The 17929-nt window shown below is 71.7% G+C and carries 17 protein-coding genes; 9 read left to right on the top strand and 8 right to left on the bottom strand.

Annotated features, from left to right (window positions below):
* Positions 1-217: 217 nt before the first annotated feature.
* From ABZ624_RS22655 to ABZ624_RS22635, 5 genes are all read left to right on the top strand, one after another.
* Complete coding sequence (locus ABZ624_RS22655; RefSeq protein ID WP_360091685.1) at positions 218-1012, top strand: MIP/aquaporin family protein; 795 nt, start codon at positions 218-220, stop codon at positions 1010-1012.
* 63 nt (positions 1013-1075) lie between these two features.
* A complete protein-coding gene (gene glpK / locus ABZ624_RS22650; RefSeq protein ID WP_360091682.1) occupies positions 1076-2614 on the top strand; it encodes a glycerol kinase GlpK in 1539 nt (512 codons plus the stop codon).
* A gap of 48 nt (positions 2615-2662) precedes the next feature.
* Positions 2663-4279 carry a glycerol-3-phosphate dehydrogenase/oxidase gene (locus ABZ624_RS22645; protein WP_360091679.1) on the top strand — a complete coding sequence of 539 codons (1617 nt, stop codon included), beginning with the start codon at positions 2663-2665 and terminating at the stop codon, positions 4277-4279.
* 211 nt (positions 4280-4490) lie between these two features.
* Positions 4491-5162 carry a FadR/GntR family transcriptional regulator gene (locus tag ABZ624_RS22640; RefSeq protein ID WP_360091676.1) on the top strand — a complete coding sequence of 224 codons (672 nt, stop codon included), beginning with the start codon at positions 4491-4493 and terminating at the stop codon, positions 5160-5162.
* 163 nt (positions 5163-5325) lie between these two features.
* Positions 5326-6237 (top strand): PAC2 family protein, encoded by a 912-nt coding sequence (locus ABZ624_RS22635; RefSeq protein WP_360091673.1) that lies wholly within the window; start codon positions 5326-5328, stop codon positions 6235-6237.
* 91 nt (positions 6238-6328) lie between these two features.
* Here the strand turns inward: ABZ624_RS22635 and mshC are convergent, their stop codons facing one another.
* The 4 genes from mshC to ABZ624_RS22615 all read right to left on the bottom strand — a co-directional run bounded on the left by mshC (position 6329) and on the right by ABZ624_RS22615 (position 9850).
* A complete protein-coding gene (gene mshC / locus ABZ624_RS22630) occupies positions 6329-7558 on the bottom strand; it encodes a cysteine--1-D-myo-inosityl 2-amino-2-deoxy-alpha-D-glucopyranoside ligase (RefSeq protein ID WP_360091670.1) in 1230 nt (409 codons plus the stop codon).
* Between the two features lie 99 nt (positions 7559-7657).
* Complete coding sequence (locus ABZ624_RS22625; protein WP_360091667.1) at positions 7658-8497, bottom strand: SCO1664 family protein; 840 nt, start codon at positions 8495-8497, stop codon at positions 7658-7660.
* Positions 8461-9051 carry a DUF3090 domain-containing protein gene (locus ABZ624_RS22620; protein ID WP_360091664.1) on the bottom strand — a complete coding sequence of 197 codons (591 nt, stop codon included), beginning with the start codon at positions 9049-9051 and terminating at the stop codon, positions 8461-8463. Before ABZ624_RS22620 ends, ABZ624_RS22625 begins: the two co-directional genes overlap by 37 nt.
* A gap of 112 nt (positions 9052-9163) precedes the next feature.
* A complete protein-coding gene (locus ABZ624_RS22615; RefSeq protein ID WP_360091661.1) occupies positions 9164-9850 on the bottom strand; it encodes a histidine phosphatase family protein in 687 nt (228 codons plus the stop codon).
* 62 nt (positions 9851-9912) lie between these two features.
* Between ABZ624_RS22615 and corA the strand changes: the two genes are divergently transcribed.
* Complete coding sequence (gene corA / locus ABZ624_RS22610) at positions 9913-10908, top strand: magnesium/cobalt transporter CorA (RefSeq protein WP_360091658.1); 996 nt, start codon at positions 9913-9915, stop codon at positions 10906-10908.
* A gap of 16 nt (positions 10909-10924) precedes the next feature.
* On the opposite strand, the gene ABZ624_RS22605 is transcribed toward corA, so the two are convergent.
* Together ABZ624_RS22605 and ABZ624_RS22600 are read right to left on the bottom strand one after the other, a co-directional pair.
* Positions 10925-11713: a ferritin-like domain-containing protein gene (locus tag ABZ624_RS22605; RefSeq protein WP_360091655.1), complete on the bottom strand. Its 789-nt coding sequence runs from the start codon at positions 11711-11713 to the stop codon at positions 10925-10927.
* Between the two features lie 180 nt (positions 11714-11893).
* Complete coding sequence (locus tag ABZ624_RS22600) at positions 11894-12949, bottom strand: LLM class F420-dependent oxidoreductase (protein WP_360091652.1); 1056 nt, start codon at positions 12947-12949, stop codon at positions 11894-11896.
* Positions 12950-13092: 143 nt separating this feature from the next.
* Between ABZ624_RS22600 and ABZ624_RS22595 the strand changes: the two genes are divergently transcribed.
* On the top strand, positions 13093-14076 hold the full coding sequence (locus ABZ624_RS22595) for an aldo/keto reductase (protein ID WP_360091649.1): 984 nt from the start codon (positions 13093-13095) through the stop codon (positions 14074-14076).
* The gene (locus ABZ624_RS22590) at positions 14073-16307 is read left to right on the top strand and encodes a helix-hairpin-helix domain-containing protein (RefSeq protein ID WP_360091646.1); all 2235 of its coding nucleotides are present in this window, start codon (positions 14073-14075) and stop codon (positions 16305-16307) included. Before ABZ624_RS22595 ends, ABZ624_RS22590 begins: the two co-directional genes overlap by 4 nt.
* A gap of 36 nt (positions 16308-16343) precedes the next feature.
* On the opposite strand, the gene ABZ624_RS22585 is transcribed toward ABZ624_RS22590, so the two are convergent.
* Complete coding sequence (locus ABZ624_RS22585; RefSeq protein ID WP_360091643.1) at positions 16344-17072, bottom strand: hypothetical protein; 729 nt, start codon at positions 17070-17072, stop codon at positions 16344-16346.
* A 47-nt stretch (positions 17073-17119) separates the two neighbouring features.
* On the opposite strand from ABZ624_RS22585, the gene ABZ624_RS22580 reads away from it, so the two are divergent.
* Complete coding sequence (locus tag ABZ624_RS22580; protein WP_014671721.1) at positions 17120-17308, top strand: DUF5703 family protein; 189 nt, start codon at positions 17120-17122, stop codon at positions 17306-17308.
* An 84-nt stretch (positions 17309-17392) separates the two neighbouring features.
* On the opposite strand, the gene ABZ624_RS22575 is transcribed toward ABZ624_RS22580, so the two are convergent.
* A partial coding sequence (locus ABZ624_RS22575) for a chaplin (protein WP_360091640.1) occupies positions 17393-17929 on the bottom strand: 537 nt, incomplete at its 5' end.

The raw sequence follows: 17929 nt of genomic DNA, 5'->3' as shown, positions 1-17929 counted from the left end.
ATAACGATCCTGTTTTCGATAACAGAACCCTTGACGCATGCGTAACGCCGAAGCAAGACTCCCGTCCATCGGTCGGCATTGTCGAACACCTACCGGCAATACGCGCTAGAGTGTGACAACGCCAAGGGCCGGCATCGCTCTCACCCCCGAGGGCGCCAGAACCCCCGGTGGGACCCGGGGTTCGGCGAACCCTGGACGAAGGACAAAGGAGTCGCGGGTGTCCAGCTCCGACATCTTCATCGGCGAGACCATCGGTACCGCCATACTCATCCTGCTCGGCGGCGGCGTCTGCGCGGCCGTCACGCTGAAGGCCTCCAAGGCCCGTAACGCCGGTTGGCTCGCCATCGCCTTCGGGTGGGGCTTCGCCGTCATGACGGCCGTCTACATCTCCGGACCGCTCTCCGGTGCGCACCTCAACCCGGCCGTCACCGTCGCCCTGGCCATCAAGGACGGCGAGTGGAGCAACGTTCCGGTCTACTTCGCCGGCCAGCTGCTCGGCGCGATGATCGGCGCGACCCTGGTGTGGGTCGCCTACTACGGACAGTTCCACGCCCATCTGACCGACAAGGAGATCGTCGGCGGTCCGGGCGCGCAGGCCACCACGGCCAAGGCGGTCGAGGCGCAGGAGAAGGGCGCCGGCCCGGTCCTCGGCGTCTTCTCCACCGGTCCGGAGATCCGCAACGTGGCGCAGAACCTCGCCACCGAGATCATCGGCACCGTCGTGCTGATCCTGGCGGTCCTCACGCAGGGCCTGAACGACAAGGGCAACGGCCTCGGTCTCCTCGGCGGTCTGATCACCGCGTTCGTGGTGGTGTCGATCGGTCTGTCGCTCGGCGGCCCGACGGGCTACGCGATCAACCCGGCCCGTGACCTGGGTCCGCGCATCGTGCACGCCCTGCTGCCGCTGCCCAACAAGGGCGGTTCCGACTGGGCTTACGCCTGGATCCCGGTGGTCGGTCCGCTGATCGGCGGCGCGATCGCTGCAGGCATATACAACGTCGCCTTCGCTTAGAACGCACTCGAAGCACGCGCCGTACGTACAGCCCCCTCACCACGGATCTTTCAGGAGCACACAGTGACCGACGCCCACACCGCAGGCCCGTTCATCGCGGCCATCGACCAGGGCACGACTTCCTCGCGCTGCATCGTCTTCGACAAGGACGGCCGGATCGTCTCCGTCGACCAGAAGGAGCACGAGCAGATCTTCCCGAAGCCGGGCTGGGTCGAGCACAACGCCAATGAGATCTGGACCAACGTCCAGGAAGTCGTCGCCGGAGCCATCCAGAAGGCCGGCATCACCCGTGACGACATCAAGGCCATCGGCATCACCAACCAGCGCGAGACCACCGTGCTGTGGGACAAGAACACCGGTGAGCCCGTCTACAACGCCCTCGTCTGGCAGGACACCCGCACCGACTCCCTGTGCCGGGAGCTGGGCCGCAACGTCGGCCAGGACCGCTTCCGCCGCGAGACCGGCCTGCCGCTGGCCTCGTACTTCTCCGGCCCCAAGGCCCGCTGGCTGCTCGACAACGTCGACGGCCTGAAGGAGCGCGCCGAGGCGGGCGACATCCTCTTCGGCACCATGGACACCTGGGTCATCTGGAACCTGACCGGCGGTGTCAACGGCGGCAGGCACGTCACCGACGTCACCAACGCCTCCCGCACCCTTCTCATGAACCTGCACACCATGCAGTGGGACGAGAAGATCGCCGAGTCGATCGGCGTGCCGCTGCAGATCCTGCCGGAGATCCGTTCCTCGGCCGAGATCTACGGCGAGGTCACCGGCGGCAAGCTGGGCGACCTGCTCGGCGGCATCCCGGTCGCCTCCGCGCTCGGTGACCAGCAGGCGGCCCTGTTCGGCCAGTGCTGTTTCTCCGAGGGCGAGACCAAGTCCACCTACGGCACCGGCACCTTCATGGTGATGAACACCGGTGACAAGATCATCAACTCCTACGCCGGTCTGCTGACCACGGTCGGCTACAAGATCGGTGAACAGCCGACGGTCTACGCCCTGGAGGGCTCGATCGCCGTCACCGGCTCCCTGGTGCAGTGGATGCGCGACCAGATGGGCCTGATCTCCACCGCCGCCGAGATCGAGACGCTCGCGCTCTCGGTCGAGGACAACGGCGGCGCCTACTTCGTGCCGGCCTTCTCCGGTCTGTTCGCCCCGCACTGGCGTTCCGACGCCCGCGGTGTGATCGCCGGTCTGACCCGGTACGTCACCAAGGCGCACCTCGCGCGCGCCGTCCTTGAGGCCACCGCCTGGCAGACGCGGGAGATCGCCGACGCCATGGTCAAGGACTCCGGCGACGAGCTGGTGGCCCTGAAGGTCGACGGCGGCATGACCTCCAACAACCTGCTGATGCAGACCCTCGCCGACGTTCTGGACGCACCGGTGGTGCGCCCGATGGTCGCCGAGACCACCTGCCTCGGCGCCGCCTACGCCGCCGGCCTGGCCGTCGGCTTCTGGTCCAGCACCGACGAACTGCGCGCCAACTGGCGCCGGGCCGCCGAATGGACCCCCCAGATGGACGCGGACATCCGCGACCGTGAGTACAAGAACTGGCTCAAGGCCGTCGAGCGGACCATGGGCTGGATCGAGGACGAGAGCTGAGCGGCTCAAGACAGCTCAGACAGCTCTGACGAGGAGTAAGTACCCGACATGACCAGTCAGTCCACCCTGCAGACCGCGCCTGCCCTGGGGAAGCACCCGGCCTCCGGCTCCAACCCGAGCCGGGCCGAGACCAGGGAGCAGCTCTCCAAGGCGTCGTACGACCTTCTGGTGATCGGCGGCGGCATCCTGGGCATCTCCACCGCCTGGCACGCCGCGCAGTCCGGGCTCAGGGTGGCGCTGGTCGACGCCGGCGACTTCGCCGGCGCCACCTCCTCCGCCTCCTCCAAGCTGCTCCACGGCGGTCTGCGGTACCTGCAGACCGGCGCGGTGAAGCTGGTGGCGGAGAACCACTTCGAGCGCCGTGCGGTCTCCCGCCAGGTGGCCCCCCACCTGGCGAACCCGCTCACCTTCTACCTCCCCGTGTACAAGGGGGGCCCGCACGGCGCGGCGAAGCTCGGCGCGGGCGTGTTCGCCTACTCCGCGCTCTCCGCGTTCGGCGACGGCGTCGGCCACCTGCTCTCGCCCGCCAAGGCGGCGCAGGACGTGCCCGAGCTGCGCACCGAGAACCTCAAGGCCGTGGCCGTGTACGGCGACGACCAGATGAACGACGCGCGCATGGCGCTGATGACGGTCCGCGCGGCCGTCGAGGCGGGCGCGGTCGTCCTCAACCACGCCGAGGTCACCGGCCTGCGCTTCACCAACGGCCGGGTCACCGGCGCCGACCTCAAGGACCGGACCTCCGGTGACGAGTTCGGCGTCAACGCCCGTCTGGTACTGAACGCCACCGGCCCGTGGGTGGACCACCTGCGCAGGATGGAGGACCCGAACGCGGCGCCGTCCATCCGCCTGTCCAAGGGCGCGCACCTGGTCCTCAAGCGCACCTCCCCCTGGAAGGCGGCGCTCGCGACCCCCATCGACAAGTACCGCATCACCTTCGCCCTCCCCTGGGAGGACATGCTGCTGCTCGGCACCACGGACGAGGAGTTCGAGGGCGACCCGGCGGACGTGTCCGTCACCGAGAAGGACATGGCCCAGATACTGGACGAGGCCGCGTTCTCCGTCCGGGACCAGCAGCTCAAGCGCGACCTGATCACCTACGCCTTCGCCGGCCTGCGCGTCCTGCCGGGCGGCCCCGGCGACACCGCCAAGGCCAAGCGCGAGACCGTGGTGACCGAGGGCAAGGGCGGCATGCTGTCCGTCGCGGGCGGCAAGTGGACGACCTTCCGGCACATCGGCCGTACGATCATGAAGAAGCTGGAGGCGCTGCCGGGCCACCCGCTCGGCGACGACTTCGAGCCGATCTCCTCGCTGCCGAAGAAGCTGCCGCTGCCCGGCGTCGCCAACCCGCGCGCGGTCGCGCACCGCCTGCTGGTGGACGGCCCGGCCCCCGGCCCGCGCATGGCCGCCGACACCGCCAAGCACCTGGCCACCCACTACGGCTCCCTGGCCTTCGACATCGCCCGCCTGGCGAACGACAACCCGGAGCTGGCCGAGCGCGTCCACCCCGACGCCCCGGAGATCTGGGCGCAGGTCGTGTGGGCCCGCGACCACGAGTGGGCCGAGACGCCGGACGACGTGCTGCGCCGCCGGACGACGCTGACCATCCGGGGCCTGGCCACGGACGAGGTCCGCGCGAAGGTGCAGGACGTGCTGGACAAGAAGTAGACGTCGGTGTGGCCGGTCCGCCGTCCCGACCGGGACCGGCCACACCGCAGCGCCGGACCGCCGCACCGGGTCCGGACGACCGGGAGGGGCGACCCCACGCCGATGGGGCCGCCCCTTTCGGGTACCGGCCCGGACACTGCTTGGTGAGGACCCCATAATGTCCCCGGACATCCGATGTCCGAGGCACGGGGCGGGCGACGGGAGGCCGGGCATGGCAGTCACCGACGAGGCGATCGAGAAGATCAAGGGCATGATCGTCTCGGGTGCGCTGCGGCCCGGGGACCGGCTGCCCAAGGAGAGCGAGCTGGCCGCCGAGCTGGGCCTGTCCCGCAACTCGCTGCGTGAGGCCGTACGGGCCCTGTCCCTGATCCGGATCCTGGACGTGCGCCAGGGCGACGGCACGTACGTCACCAGCCTCGACCCGCAACTGCTGCTGGAGGCCATGAGTTTCGTCGTGGACTTCCACCGCGACGACACCGTGCTGGAGTTCCTGGCGGTGCGCCGGATCCTGGAGCCGGCCGCGACGGCGATGGCGGCCTTCCGGATCAGCGAACAGCAACTGGACGCCCTGAGCGCCCAGTTGGACGCACTGGGCGACGAACCCTCGGTGGAGGAACTGGTCGCCGCCGACCTGGAGTTCCATCGCGGCATCGTGCGCGGCGCCGGCAACTCGGTGCTGTGCTCGCTGCTCGACGGGCTGTCGGGGCCGACCACCCGGGCCCGGATCTGGCGGGGCCTCACCCAGGAGGACGCCGTGGGCCGCACCCTGCGCGAGCACCGGGCGATCCTCGCCGCGCTGCGCGACCGGGACGCGGAGGCGGCCCGCTCCTGGGCGACCGTGCACATCGCGAGCGTGGAACAGTGGTTGCGCAGCACCCTGTGAAACGCCTGGGCGCAGTGCGCCCGGCTCCCTGTTGACGGGGTGTTCCACGGTGGCGAACGGGGCAGTGATCCGTTCACTCCCCCACGCAGGGGGCTGCGGGCGCCCCCGCCGGACGCCGTAAGGTTGGTGAGTCAAGCGAGGGCACGTCGGAAGGAGGCACTGGGTGATCGAGCTGGAGGGGGTTCCCGAGCTGATCGACCCAGTCATGGTGGCCGCGTTCGAGGGCTGGAACGATGCCGGCGACGCCGCCTCCACGGCGGTCGCGCATCTGGAACGCGAGTGGAAGGGCGAGGTGTTCGCGGCGCTGGACGCCGAGGACTACTACGACTTCCAGGTGAACCGGCCCACGGTCTTCATGGACGGCGGAGTGCGCAAGATCACTTGGCCGACGACCCGGCTGTCGGTGGTCCGCGTCGGCGGCGAGAAGCCGCGCGACCTGGTGCTGGTCCGCGGTATCGAACCGTCCATGCGCTGGCGCTCGTTCTGCAACGAGCTGCTCGGCTTCGCGCACGAGCTGGGCGTGGAGCTGGTGGTCATCCTGGGCGCCCTGCTCGGTGACACCCCGCACACGCGTCCGGTGCCGGTCAGCGGGGTGACGTCGGACCCGGACCTGGCGCAGCGCATGGACCTGGAGGAGACCAAGTACGAGGGTCCGACAGGCATCGTCGGCGTCCTGCAGGAGGCGTGCACGCACGCCGGCGTCCCGGCGGTGTCGCTGTGGGCGGCCGTACCGCACTACGTCTCCCAGCCGCCCAACCCGAAGGCCACGCTGGCGCTGCTGAACCGGCTGGAGGATCTGCTGGACCTGCGGGTCCCGCAGGGTGAGCTGCCCGAGGACGCGCGGGCCTGGCAGGTCGGGGTGGACCAGCTGGCGGCGGAGGACAGCGAGGTCGCCGAGTACGTCCAGACGCTGGAGGAGGCCCGGGACACCGCGGAGCTGCCGGAGGCGTCGGGTGAGGCGATCGCCCGCGAGTTCGAGCGGTATCTGCGGCGCCGGGACGTGGGCCCTCCGGGCGGGAAGCCGCGGCCTGCCCCGGGCGGTTCCAAGGACGACGAGGACGACTCGGAGGACTGAAGGTACGACGAAGGGGCGCTTCCCGTGTGGGGGAAGCGCCCCTTCGTTCTGTTGCCGACACGCCAGGGGTGCCGTGACAGGCAGGGGTGCTTTACAGAGCCACTCCCAGGAGCGCGTCCACCGCTCGCGTCACCACGCCCGGCGCGCCCGTGTCTGTGCCGCCCTGCTCCTCCTGCCGAGCCGCCCAGCGGTCCACCGCCGCCAGGGCGGTGGGGGCGTCCAGGTCGTTGGACAGGGCCTCGCGGATCTCCTCGACCAGGGCGTCGGCGGAGGGGCCGTCGGGGCGGGAGACGGCCGCGCGCCAGCGGCCGAGGCGGGTGACGGCGTCCTGAAGGACCTGGTCGGTCCACTCCCACTCGGCGCGGTAGTGGTGGGCCAGCAGGGCCAGGCGGATGGCGGCGGGGTCGACGCCGTCCCGGCGCAGCCGGGAGACGAAGACCAGGTTGCCCTTGGACTTGGACATCTTCTCGCCGTGCAGGGCGACCATGCCGGCGTGGACGTAGGCCTTGGCCATGGGGAACTCGCCGGTGAGCACCTGGGCGTGCGAGGCACCCATCTCGTGGTGCGGGAAGGCGAGGTCGGTGCCGCCGCCCTGGACGTCGAAGCCCATACCTAGGTGGTCCAGGGCGATGGCCACGCACTCGATGTGCCAGCCGGGGCGGCCGGGTCCGAGGGAGGCGCCGTCCCAGCTGGGCTCGCCCTCGCGGGCCGCCATCCACAGCATCGGGTCCAGCGGGTTCTTCTTGCCCGGGCGGTCCGGGTCGCCGCCGCGCTCGGCGGACAGCAGCCGCATGGCGGCCGCGTCCAGGTTCGAGACCTTGCCGAAGTTCGGGTCGGACTCGACGGAGAAGTAGATGTCGCCGTCCAGATCGTAGGCCGCGCCGAGGTCGCGCAGCCGCTCCACGAGCGGGACGATGCCGGGTATCGCCTCGACGGCGCCTATGTAGTGCTGGGGCGGGAGCAGCCGCAGGGCGGTCATGTCCTCGCGGAAGAGGGCCGTCTGCTGCTCGGCGAGGGCGACCCAGTCGAGGCCGTCCCGCTCCGCGCGCTCCAGCAGCGGATCGTCGACGTCGGTGACGTTCTGGACGTAGTGGACCTGCCGCTTGGTGTCGAGCCACACGCGCTGAACGAGGTCGAACGCGTTGTAGGTCGCCGCGTGACCGATGTGGGTCGCGTCGTACGGGGTGATGCCGCAGACGTAGATACGGGCGACGGGACCGGGGTCGAGGGTGACGAGGCCGCCGGTCGCGGTGTCGTGGATCCTCAGGTCGCGGCCCTGACCAGGCAGGGCGGGGACCTCGGAAGCGGGCCAGGCATGCATGTACATGAGCCTAACCGGCCAACAGCCGCGGATACGAATGGGATCGCGTCGGATGGCCGGTTCTGCGCTCTTGTACATCCGCGGCCGATGTGCTGCTGCTTACACGGGCGGCCAGGGGATGGCCGGCCAGTCCCCGGCGGGCTCCGGGTGCACTCCCGTGGTGAGCAGTGCGTCGACACGCGCGCGTGTGGCGTCGATCTCGGCGGGGGTGATCAGTCCGGTCAGCCGCTCGCCCAGCGGCCCGCCGAGGGCTTCCCGCAGTCCCTGGAGGACGTCGACGGCCTCGGCGGTCAGTGGCTCCCCGGCCCAGCCCCACAGCAGGGTGCGCAGCTTGTTCTCGCTGTTGAAGGTGACACCGTGGTCGATGCCGTAGAGCCGGCCGTCGGGGGTGGGCAGCAGATGGCCGCCCTTGCGGTCGGCGTTGTTGATCACCGCGTCGAGGACGGCGAGCCGGCGCAGCCGCTCGTCGTCGGCGTGCACGAGGAGCGCGGTGCGGCCCTCGCCGACCTCGGCGAGACCGATCGCCTTCCAGCCCGGCTCCGGTTCCTCCGCGTCGACGAGGGCGAGCAGTTCCGCGTCGGCCTGGGCGTCGACCCACAGCTGGCACATGCCCTCGCCGTACGGACCGTCGCGCAGCACGGTCGGCGGGACGAGCCCCCAGCCGGTGGCCTCGGAGACCTCGTAGGCGGCCACCTCACGGCCGGCCAGGGTGCCGTCGGGGAAGTCCCACAGCGGGCGCTCCCCGGCCACCGGCTTGTAGATGCAGGAGGCTTCCCGGCCGTCGAGGGCGACGGTGCAGAACAGCGCGGCGTTGGACGCCTCGCGGATCCGGCCGCGGACGGTCAGCTCGCCCCCGGCGAGCAGCTCGGCGGCGGCTGCGTCGGCCTCCGCGTCGGCAGCCGTCACGCTCCGCGGCGGTATCCGTTCTGGCGCGGACATACGTGTCCTTCCGGATCGAGCGGGAGGCTGCACAGCGGGCACGGCGGCCGCCCGGCGTTGACGACGTCGAGGGCGCGCTTGGCGAAGGCCCTGGCCTGCGCGCCGGTCAGCCGGACCCGCAGCATCGGGGGCCCGTTCTCCTCGTCCTGGAGCAGCCGCTCCTCGGCCTCGGCGAGGTCTTCCTCGGTGTCGGCGTCCAGCTCCACCAGGGCCTGCGCCTCGACGATCATGCGCTGTTCCTCGCCGTCCCAGGCCAGCGCCATGGTGCCGACGCGGAACTCCTCCTCGATGGGGGTCTCCAGCGGGGCGGTGTCGGCGATCTCGGTGGGCGCCACGGCGGGGACGGCGGCGCTGCCGCCACTACGCCGTACGACCTCGTCGAGCAGTTCGTCCATGCGCTCGGCGAGCGCGGCCACCTGGGTCTTCTCCAGAGCCACGCTGGTCACCCGGGAGCCTGCGATGGCCTGGAGGAAGAACGTACGGCGCCCGGGCAGTCCGACCGTGCCGGCCACGAAGCGGTCCGGCGGGTCGTAGAGGAACACCTGACGGGACACGTCCTGTCTCCATTGAGAGTGAGTTCGGCGAGTGAGTTTCGAGAGTTTCGGCGGGGCGGGCCGCTGCGGAGGGGCGACTGTGCGGGTCGCTTCACCCTACTGCGGCCGACGATCACGGTGCGCCCGCACCACCCCCGACCGGTGCGTCGCCCTCGCCAGGTTCCTCGCGCGGGGCGAGCGAAGCGAAATCGCCGGTGTCGCCGAGGCGAACGAGAAACGGCCGCAGGCGGGTGTAGCGGATCGCGGTGACGGAACACGGTTCCACGGAGATTCGCTGGAAGAGGTCGAGATGGAGTCCGAGGGCGTCGGCGACCAGGGATTTGATGATGTCACCGTGGGAGCACATGACGTAGACGGCGTCGGCGCCGTGGTCGCGCTCCACGCGCGCGTTCCACTCGCGTACGGCCTCGGCTGCGCGGGTCTGCATGGCGCGCATGGACTCACCGCCGGGGAACGCGGCGGCCGACGGGTGGGCCTGGACGACCTCCATCAGCGGCTCGTCCTTCAGCTCGGCCAGCTTGCGGCCGGACCAGTCGCCGTAGTCGCACTCCCCGATCCGCTCGTCGGTGTGGGCGCGCAGGCCGGGGCGGGCCTCCAGCAGCGGCCGTACGGTCTCCTGGCAGCGCTGGAGAGGACTGGTGACGACCTCGGAGATCGGCAGTGCGGCGAGCCGTGCGGGCAGCGCGGCGGCCTGGGCGGCGCCGCGCTCGTCCAGGGCGACGCCTGGTGTCCACCCGGCGAGCACCCCGGAAGTGTTGGCGGTGGAACGTCCGTGCCTGACGAGGATCAGCGTGGGCATGCGGCCCAGGGTAGGCGTAGGAACACCGGCACCGGCGACCGGGCGAAGGGAGAATGCGCTCCGTGATCATGGACTGCGCCATCTACCGGCATGGGCTCCGCACCGAGGGCCCGGAGGACCTGTCCGACGCGCTCGCCGAGGCGCGGGCGGCGGAAGGGTTCGTCTGGATCGGCCTGTACGAGCCGTCCGAGCGGGAGTTCGACCTGGTCACGCAGGAGTTCGGGCTGCATCCACTGGCGGTCGAGGACGCCCTCAACGCGCATCAACGGCCCAAGCTGGAGGTGTACGACGACTCGCTGTTCATGGTCCTGAAACCGGTCGTGTACGAGCCGGAGAGCGACACCGTCTCGGCAGGCGAGATCATGGTCTTCATCGGCGACTGTTTCGTGGTCACCGTCCGTCACGGCGAGGGCTCGCCGCTGGCCGCCGTACGGCGTCGGCTGGAGGAGGAGCCGGAGATGCTCGACAAGGGCCCGACCGCCGTGCTGTACGCGGTCGCCGACGCCGTCGTCGACCACTATCTGGAGGTGGCGACGGAGCTGGGGACCGACCTGGAGGAGCTGGAGACGGAGGTGTTCCGGCCGGAGGGCGGCGGCTCGCGCCACACCGCGTCCCGGATCTACGGCTTCAAACGGCAGGTCCTCGAGTTCCGCCGGGCCACCGGCCCGCTGGCGCTGCCGCTGAACCGGCTGGCGGGCACGGGACAGTTCGGCGGCGGGGTGCCCTTCGTGCACGACAAGGCCCGCCCGTTCTTCCGGGACGTGGGCGACCACCTCATGCGGGTGAACGAGTCCGTGGAGGCCCTGGACCGGCTGGTGTCGGACGTTCTGTCGGCGCATCTGGCGCAGATGAGCGTGCGGCAGAACGACGACATGCGGAAGATCTCCGCGTGGGCGGCGATGGCCGCGGTGCCGACGATGATCGCGGGGATCTACGGCATGAACTTCGATCACATGCCTGAGCTGCACTGGCTGTGGTCGTATCCGGCGGTGATCCTGGTGATGGCCGCACTGGAGGTGCTGCTGTACCGGCTGTTCAAGCACCGGGACTGGCTGTGAGGCCGCCTTCCGTGGCTCAGGCGAACTCGGGGGCCGGGGTGGCGGGGCCGCCGAGGGCGTCACGGCGCTCGGGCATGCGCAGGCTGACCATGCGTCGCCAGCCGCCGAGGCGCTCACCGGCGTACGACGCGCGGATACCGGCCGCGAGCAGCGCGCGCTTGGCCCTGGACCAGCCCAGGATGCGGCCCATGTGGGCCATCACCGCGAGGCTGACGTCCCGGTAGACACGGATCTCGGCGAGAGCGCACGCGCGCAGGGTGCGCTGGATCAGCCGGCCGTGCCCGGCGGCGGTGAACCGCAGCAGTTCCTCGTGGGTATAGGCGAGGTGGTTGTCCTCGTCGTGGGAGATCAGGCGTACGGCCCTGCCGATCTCCGGGTGGCCGGCGAAGTACCGGAGGAGCATCACCATCTGGTCGGCGGCGCGCTGTTCGGTGACCCGGCTGTGAGCGAGGTAGACGATGACGTCCCGCACGGTGAGCGGCTCGTCCCGCCTGAGCCGGTCGTGGGCGAGGCCGATGCCGTGCCGCTCCAGGAGCATGGTGTAGTCGGTCTCGGGCGGTACGGCGACGGGGGTCAGCCCGCGCTTCTTCAGCAGGGCGGTGAAGATGCGTCCGTGCTTGGCCTCGTCGAGGCCGTGGCGGGCGATCTTCGGGGCCAGCGCGGTTTCGCTCAGCGGCACCAGCGCGGCGATCCGTCCGTTCTCCCAGCCGCCCTGGGACTCCCCGCCGGCGGCGATGGAACAGAAGAGCCGGAACGACTCGTCGTGGTCGAGGATCTCCTGGAACAGGCTCTTGGCCGAAAGCATGAAATGAGTCAAATGCGAACAAAAGAGGGTCGCAACAGCTGTCGGCCCCCGCTCGGCCGGAAGAAGGAACACGAGCGTCGTAACCGCGCGGCACCGGGCGCGTTGTTCCCGGTGACGGCCGTGGCGGGGAAGACCCCCCGAGCCCCCACCACGGCCGCTGAAGCCTCTTGACGACAGGGCCTAGGCCAGACCGGCGCGCTCCAGGGCCTCGCTGCCGGCCCGCAGGGAGGCGAGACGCTCCTCCAGGGTGAAGCCGGCCGGGGACAGGCTGAGCGTGGTGACACCGGCGGCGGCATAGGCCTTCATCCGGTCGGCGATACGGTCCACGGAGCCCAGCAGCGCCGTCTTGTCGATGAGGTCCTGCGGGACCGCGGCCGCGGCGCCCTGCTTGTCGCCGGACAGGTACTTCTGCTGGATCTCGGCGGCTTGCTTCTCGTACCCCATGCGCTGGGCGAGCTGATTGTAGAAGTTCTGCTTGGCACTGCCCATGCCGCCGACGTACAGCGCGGTGTAGGGGCGGAAGGTGTCCGCGAGGCGGGCCACGTCCTTGTCGTCGCCGACGGCGATCGGCAGGGTCGGGCACACGTCGAACCCGTCGAGGGTCCGGCCGGCCTTCTCGCGCCCCGCGCGCAGGTACTGCAGGGTGGTCTCCTCCAGGTGTTCGGCGGCGGGGAAGATCAGCAGGGCGCCGTCGGCGATCTCGCCGGTCTGCTCCAGGTTCTTCGGGCCGATCGCGGCGATGTACAGCGGGATGTGCTCGCGCTGCGGGTGCACGGTCAGCTTGATCGGCTTGCCGGGGCCGCCGGGCAGCGGCAGCGTCCAGTGCTGGCCCTCGTACGTCAGCCGCTCCCGCGTCATGGCCCTGCGTACGATCTCCACGTACTCGCGGGTGCGGGCCAGCGGCTTGTCGAACTTGACGCCGTACCAGCCCTCGGAGACCTGCGGTCCGGACACCCCGAGCCCGAGCCGGAACCGGCCGCCGGACAGCGAGTCGAGCGTCGCGGCCGTCATCGCGGTCATCGCGGGCTGGCGGGCCGGGATCTGGAAGATGGCCGAGCCGACGTCGATGCTCTCGGTCTGCGCGGCGACCCAGGACAGCACCGTCGCCGCGTCGGAGCCGTACGCCTCGGCGGCCCAGCACACGGAGAAGCCCAGCCGGTCGGCCTCCTGGGCCACGGCCAGATTGTCCCCGTCCATTCCGGCACCCCAGTAGCCGAGGTTGATCCCGAGCTCCATGGCCGATCCCCTTACCCGTGAGTAACGTCGCTGTCGGGGGTGACCTTAGCGCGGATACACAGCTGCGGCACCGGGCGCCCGGCACCCGACCCGGTTATCCACAGGCAACCCACCGCACCGGTTCTGGCCAGTAATCTCGCCGCATGGAGCAGAGGCATCTCGGCCGTACCGGCCTGCGCGTGTCCCGCATCGGACTCGGCACCCTCACCTGGGGCCGGGACACGGACGAGCACGACGCCGCGGACATGCTGAAGACGTTCTGGGAAGCCGGCGGAACCCTCGTCGACACCGCAGACGTGTACGGCGACGGGGAGGCGGAGTATCTGCTCGGGCAGCTGATGGACGGCCTGGTGCCACGCCGGGACCTGGTGATCTCCACCAAGGCGGGCAGCGTCCCCGACCCCGACCGCCGCTTCGACGGCTCCCGCGGCCATCTGCTCGCCGCACTCGACGCGTCCCTGGCCCGCCTGGGCACGGACCACGTCGACCTGTGGCACGTCCACGCCTACGACCCCGGCACCCCGCTGGAGGAGACGCTCCAGGCCCTCGACATAGCGGTGAGCAGCGGCCGCGCCCGCTACGCCGGCGTCTCCAACTTCTGCGGCTGGCAGCTGGCCAAGGCGGCCACCTGGCAGCTCGCGGCGCCCGGCACGAGGACCCGGCTGGCCAGCACGCAGATGGAGTACTCGCTGCTGCAGCGGGGCGTGGAGCGCGAGGTGCTGCCCGCCGCGCTGGACCTCGGCGTGGGTCTGCTGCCCTCCTCCCCCCTCGGCCGGGGCGTGCTCACCGGCAAGTACCGGCACACCACTCCCCCGGACTCGCGCGGCGCCTCCGAGCACCTGGCCCCGTTCGTGGAGCCGTATCTGGACGACACGGCGACCCGCATCGTGGACGCGGTGACGACCGCCGCCGACGGGCTCGCCGTCACCCCGCTCCAGGTGGCCCTCGCCTGGGTCCGGGACCGGCCCGGCGTGGCCGCGCCGATCGTCGGCGCGCGCACCGCGCAGCAGCTCACGGCCGCACTGTCAGTGGAGGCCCTTAGTCTTCCTGAGGAGATCTGCAGGGCGCTGGACGATGTGTCGGCGCCCGTGCACCGCTATCCCGATCACGACTGGAGCACGCTGTGAGCACGGAGCCGGAGACCACGGAGGAAGCCGGGCCGGGGACGCCGGACACACCCGAGACCCCGGACCGGGACACCGCGCCCGGGGAAAGCCGTGCCAACGGCACCGACAGCGGCGGTATCCGGGACGAGAACGCCGTCAGCGGGAGCGCGGACGGTGTGAGCGAGGCGGACGGCACCCAGGGCACGGACGGCGAAGGCGGTGCGGACGGCGCGGACGCGGCCCAGTTGTCCGAGGCGGAGGCCGAGTTGGCCGCGCAGCGGATCGAGCGGGAGCGGATCGAGCGGCGCAAGGCCGAGAAGAAGGGCTCTGTCCAGAGCGGCACGAAGCTCAGCGGCACGGCTGCCGACCTGCTCGCGGCGGTGCGGGCCGTGGAGAGCGGCGAGAAGCCGGTGGCCGCGGTGTTCGCCGAGCCCGCGCCCGCCCCGCGCCGCCCGGCCCCGGAGCCCGTACACCGGCCGCAGCCCGCGCCCGCCCCGGCCGCCGCCGCGCCCGCCGCACCGGCTCCGCAGGCCGTGGAGGGCGTCCGCCGGGTGCTGGCCGAGGGCGGCGCGCCCGAGGCGCTCGCCGCCCAGGTGGCCGCCGCGCTCGGCGAGGGCGCCGACGCGGTACTCCGCGAGGATCCCTGGCAGTTGCTGCGGATCAGCGGGGTACGGCCCGACCAGGCCGACGGCTTCGCACGCGTGCTGCTCGGCGCCGCCTGCGGCCCGGGCGACGAGCGGCGGGGCCGTGCGGTCACGGTGTGGCTGCTGGAGCAGGCGGCCCTGGCCGGGCACACCGCGCTGGACCTGCCCACGCTCACCGCGGCGCTGGGCCGGCAGAGCGTGCCGGACCCGGACGCGGCGGTGCAGGGCACGCTCGCGGAGGGCGAGGCCCTGGCGTTCCAGGACGCCCTGGAGGAGGCCGGCGCGCCGACGCCCCAGGAGACCGAGGAGGAGGAGCAGGAGCGGCCGGTGCGGGTCCTCGTCGGCCTGGAACGGTACGCGCTGGCCGAGGAGAGCCTCGCCGACGGTCTGGCCCGGCTGGTCAACTCGCTGTCCAAGGAGACCGAGCAGGCCTGGCGGACGGCCGCCGAGTCGGTCTCCGGCGGCGCTGCCGAGCTGGTCCGCGCTGCCGCCGGCAACGGCCTGGTGCTGCACACCGGCGGGGAGGCGGCCCGCGCCGAACCGGCCGCGCTGCTCGGTGCCGCCCGCGCCGCGGGCCTGCGGGCGTTCGCCGTCTGTCACACGCCCGACGGCCGCGACCGCTTCGCCGCGCTGCCCGGCGCCGGCCCGGCGGAACAGAGCGTGGGCACGGTCGCCGGTCTGCTGTCCGGCGCCGAGGGACCGGGCCGGGACGCGGACGGCGCGCTCGAACTGGACCTGCTGACGGTGCTGGACGCCCCGCAACTCGACGTGGAGAGCGCCGCGATGCTGGCGGAGTCGCTGCCCGACGGGGCCCGGCTGGTGCTCAGCGGCGACCCGGCGGTGCTGTGGTCGGCCGGTCCGGGGCGGGTCTTCGCCGACCTGCTCACCGCTCGGGTCTGCCCGCAGATCACCTCCCGTGTTCCCGACCCCGGTCCGATCGGCGAGCTGGTCTCCGGCATCGGCATCGGCGAGCTGAACCAGGTCGCCGCTCCGGGCAAGGAGATCGTCATCGTCCCGGTGCGGGACGCGGGGGAGGCCGTGCACCGGACGGTCCAGCTGGTCGCGGACTCGGTGCCGCGGGCGATCGGTGTCCCGGCCGACCAGACTGTGGTGATCACTCCGGGGCACGGCGGCGCCGCGGGCACCCGTGCCCTCAACTCCGCGCTGAAGGAACGCCTCAACCCCGGACCCGGCCGCTTCGGCGGCTTCGACCCCGGCGACCGGATCGCCTACTCCCCCGCTCCGGGCCGTACGGTGCCGGGCGTGGTGGTGACGGCCGACACGGACGGGCTGCACCTGTCGTGCGCGGGAGCCGCAGTGGTCGTACCGCGCGAGCGGGTGGAGGGCGCCGTACGGCACGGCTGGGCACTGACCGCGCACCAGGCGGTGGGCGCCCGCTGGCCGGCGGCGGTCGTGGTGCTGCCCGGCGATGCGGCACAGGCGCTCAGCAGACCCTGGGTGTACACGGCGTTCGGCCGGGCGGAGCGGCATCTGTCCGTGGTCCACGGCGTGGAACAGGCCCTGCCGAAGGCGGTGGCGGAAACCCCGGCCAAGCCCCGCACGACCCGCTTGCAGACACTGCTGCGCACGCTGGTGCCGACGAGCTGAGCGCCCTGGGGGCGCCCACGGCACCGCCGGCTCCGCTCACTTCTCGGTGTCCAGCGCCTCCAGGCCCTCGTCCTCGCCCTCGCCCTCGTCTTCGCCCTCTTCCTCGTCCTCGACGTACTCGAGCTCTTCGTCCTCGTCCTCGTCCGATTCCTCGTCGTCCTCGTCGAAGACGGCGCTGACATCGAACCGGCACACGACCTGCTGCGGATCGATGGGCTCGAACGGCGACTCCAGCCACTCCCCGGCCTCGGGCGTCTCGTCGGTGGCGGTGACCCAGAGCGTGGAGTCGCCCTCCTCCAGGCCGAACTCCTTGTGCCGGGACGCGATCTCGTCCGGTTCGAACTCGCCGAACAGGATGCCGAGCGCCCCCGGGACCGTACCGGCGGCATCCTCGGCCAGACCATCGGCGGCCGAGTACTCCGCCGCCTCGACCCGCTGGGCCTGCGCCAGCAGCCGCTGGGGTTCCGCCACGGCGTAGTCGCGGCGGATCAGCACGCTGATCGCGTGGGGTTCCTCGGGGCCCGCGTACGGCGGCAGCTCCTCCGCACCGGGGATCTCGAAGGGCGTGACCTCGTCGTGGCGGTCGTAGAGCAGCTCGTCGTACGCCTCGGCGGCCGCGGCCAGCTGGTTGAACGCCTCCAAGACGGCCGGGTCGTCATCTCCCGACCTGCGTTCGACGGCGGCCAGATGACGGTCGAGCGCGGTCTTGACCGCCTCGGCGGCGGCGCGTACCTCGGCAGCGGTGGGCTGCGCAGCATCAGACATAGTGCAGACGCTATCCGTACCGGGCCCCAGCCCGCACAATAGATGCGATGCCGGAATACGAATTTGTCGACGTGTACGTGCCTCGCGGGGTGTCCCGCAAGGAGGCGACACGCCTGCTGACGGACCATGCCGAGTACGGACACTGGGAGTTGGACCGACTGAGCCTGTTGCGCGACGGCAGCCGCAGGGTGCGGTTGCGCCGGCGGATCATCCGCCAGGTGCGTGCCACGTGGTGATGCCGGCGACCTGAACCGGAGCGGGCCCCGTCTGACCTGGCGGGGCCCGCTCCGTTCACTGCACTCCCTGGTCGGGACGTCCGGCTACGCCGTGGCCCGCGCCTTGCGGTAGAGCACCGCGCCCGCGAGCAGCGCGCCCGCGCCGACCGGCAGCACGAGGTCCAGCGGCAGCTCACTGCCGGTGTGCGCGAGCTGGGCGTTGGTCAGCGGCTGACCGGAGCGGCCGCCGTGCTGCGTGACCTGGTTGGACCCATGGGGTCCCTGGGGCGTGTGACCGCCCTTGCCGGGCGGGGTCGTCGGGCTTCCCGGGTGACCCGGCTGACCGGGGTGTCCCGGCTGGCCCGGGTGACCGGGGTGTCCGGGCTGACCCGGGTGGCCGGGCTGTCCCGGCTGACCCGGCTGTCCGGGCGGGTTGCCGTGGCCACCGCCGGGCGGCTGGGTGTGGTCGCCGCCACCGCCGTTGCCGCAGTCGTTGCCCGCGGCGTCGTTTCCGACTCCGACCACGTTCACGCTGTTGCCGCAGACGTTCACCGGAACGTCGATCGGCACCTGCACCGTGTTGCCGGATCCGACGCCCGGCGAGCCGCCGGTGTGGCCGCCCGCGTGCGAGCCGCCGTGTCC

It is taken from the genome of Streptomyces sp. NPDC007205 (assembly GCF_040634095.1).
GTDB lineage: Bacteria > Actinomycetota > Actinomycetes > Streptomycetales > Streptomycetaceae > Streptomyces.
This window is presented reverse-complemented; position numbering and strand designations above follow the sequence as displayed.

What these genes read in the sequence shown, in the direction of transcription:
- ABZ624_RS22615 (WP_360091661.1), bottom strand. Translation starts at nt 9,850, where the DNA reads ATGCCCACGCTGATCCTCGTCAGGCACGGACGTTCCACCGCCAACACT.
- ABZ624_RS22645 (WP_360091679.1), top strand. Translation starts at nt 2,663, where the DNA reads ATGACCAGTCAGTCCACCCTGCAGACCGCGCCTGCCCTGGGGAAGCAC.
- ABZ624_RS22605 (WP_360091655.1), bottom strand. Translation starts at nt 11,713, where the DNA reads ATGCTTTCGGCCAAGAGCCTGTTCCAGGAGATCCTCGACCACGACGAG.
- ABZ624_RS22580 (WP_014671721.1), top strand. Translation starts at nt 17,120, where the DNA reads ATGCCGGAATACGAATTTGTCGACGTGTACGTGCCTCGCGGGGTGTCC.
- ABZ624_RS22595 (WP_360091649.1), top strand. Translation starts at nt 13,093, where the DNA reads ATGGAGCAGAGGCATCTCGGCCGTACCGGCCTGCGCGTGTCCCGCATC.
- ABZ624_RS22625 (WP_360091667.1), bottom strand. Translation starts at nt 8,497, where the DNA reads ATGTCCGCGCCAGAACGGATACCGCCGCGGAGCGTGACGGCTGCCGAC.
- ABZ624_RS22640 (WP_360091676.1), top strand. Translation starts at nt 4,491, where the DNA reads ATGGCAGTCACCGACGAGGCGATCGAGAAGATCAAGGGCATGATCGTC.
- ABZ624_RS22600 (WP_360091652.1), bottom strand. Translation starts at nt 12,949, where the DNA reads ATGGAGCTCGGGATCAACCTCGGCTACTGGGGTGCCGGAATGGACGGG.
- ABZ624_RS22585 (WP_360091643.1), bottom strand. Translation starts at nt 17,072, where the DNA reads ATGTCTGATGCTGCGCAGCCCACCGCTGCCGAGGTACGCGCCGCCGCC.
- mshC (WP_360091670.1), bottom strand. Translation starts at nt 7,558, where the DNA reads ATGCATGCCTGGCCCGCTTCCGAGGTCCCCGCCCTGCCTGGTCAGGGC.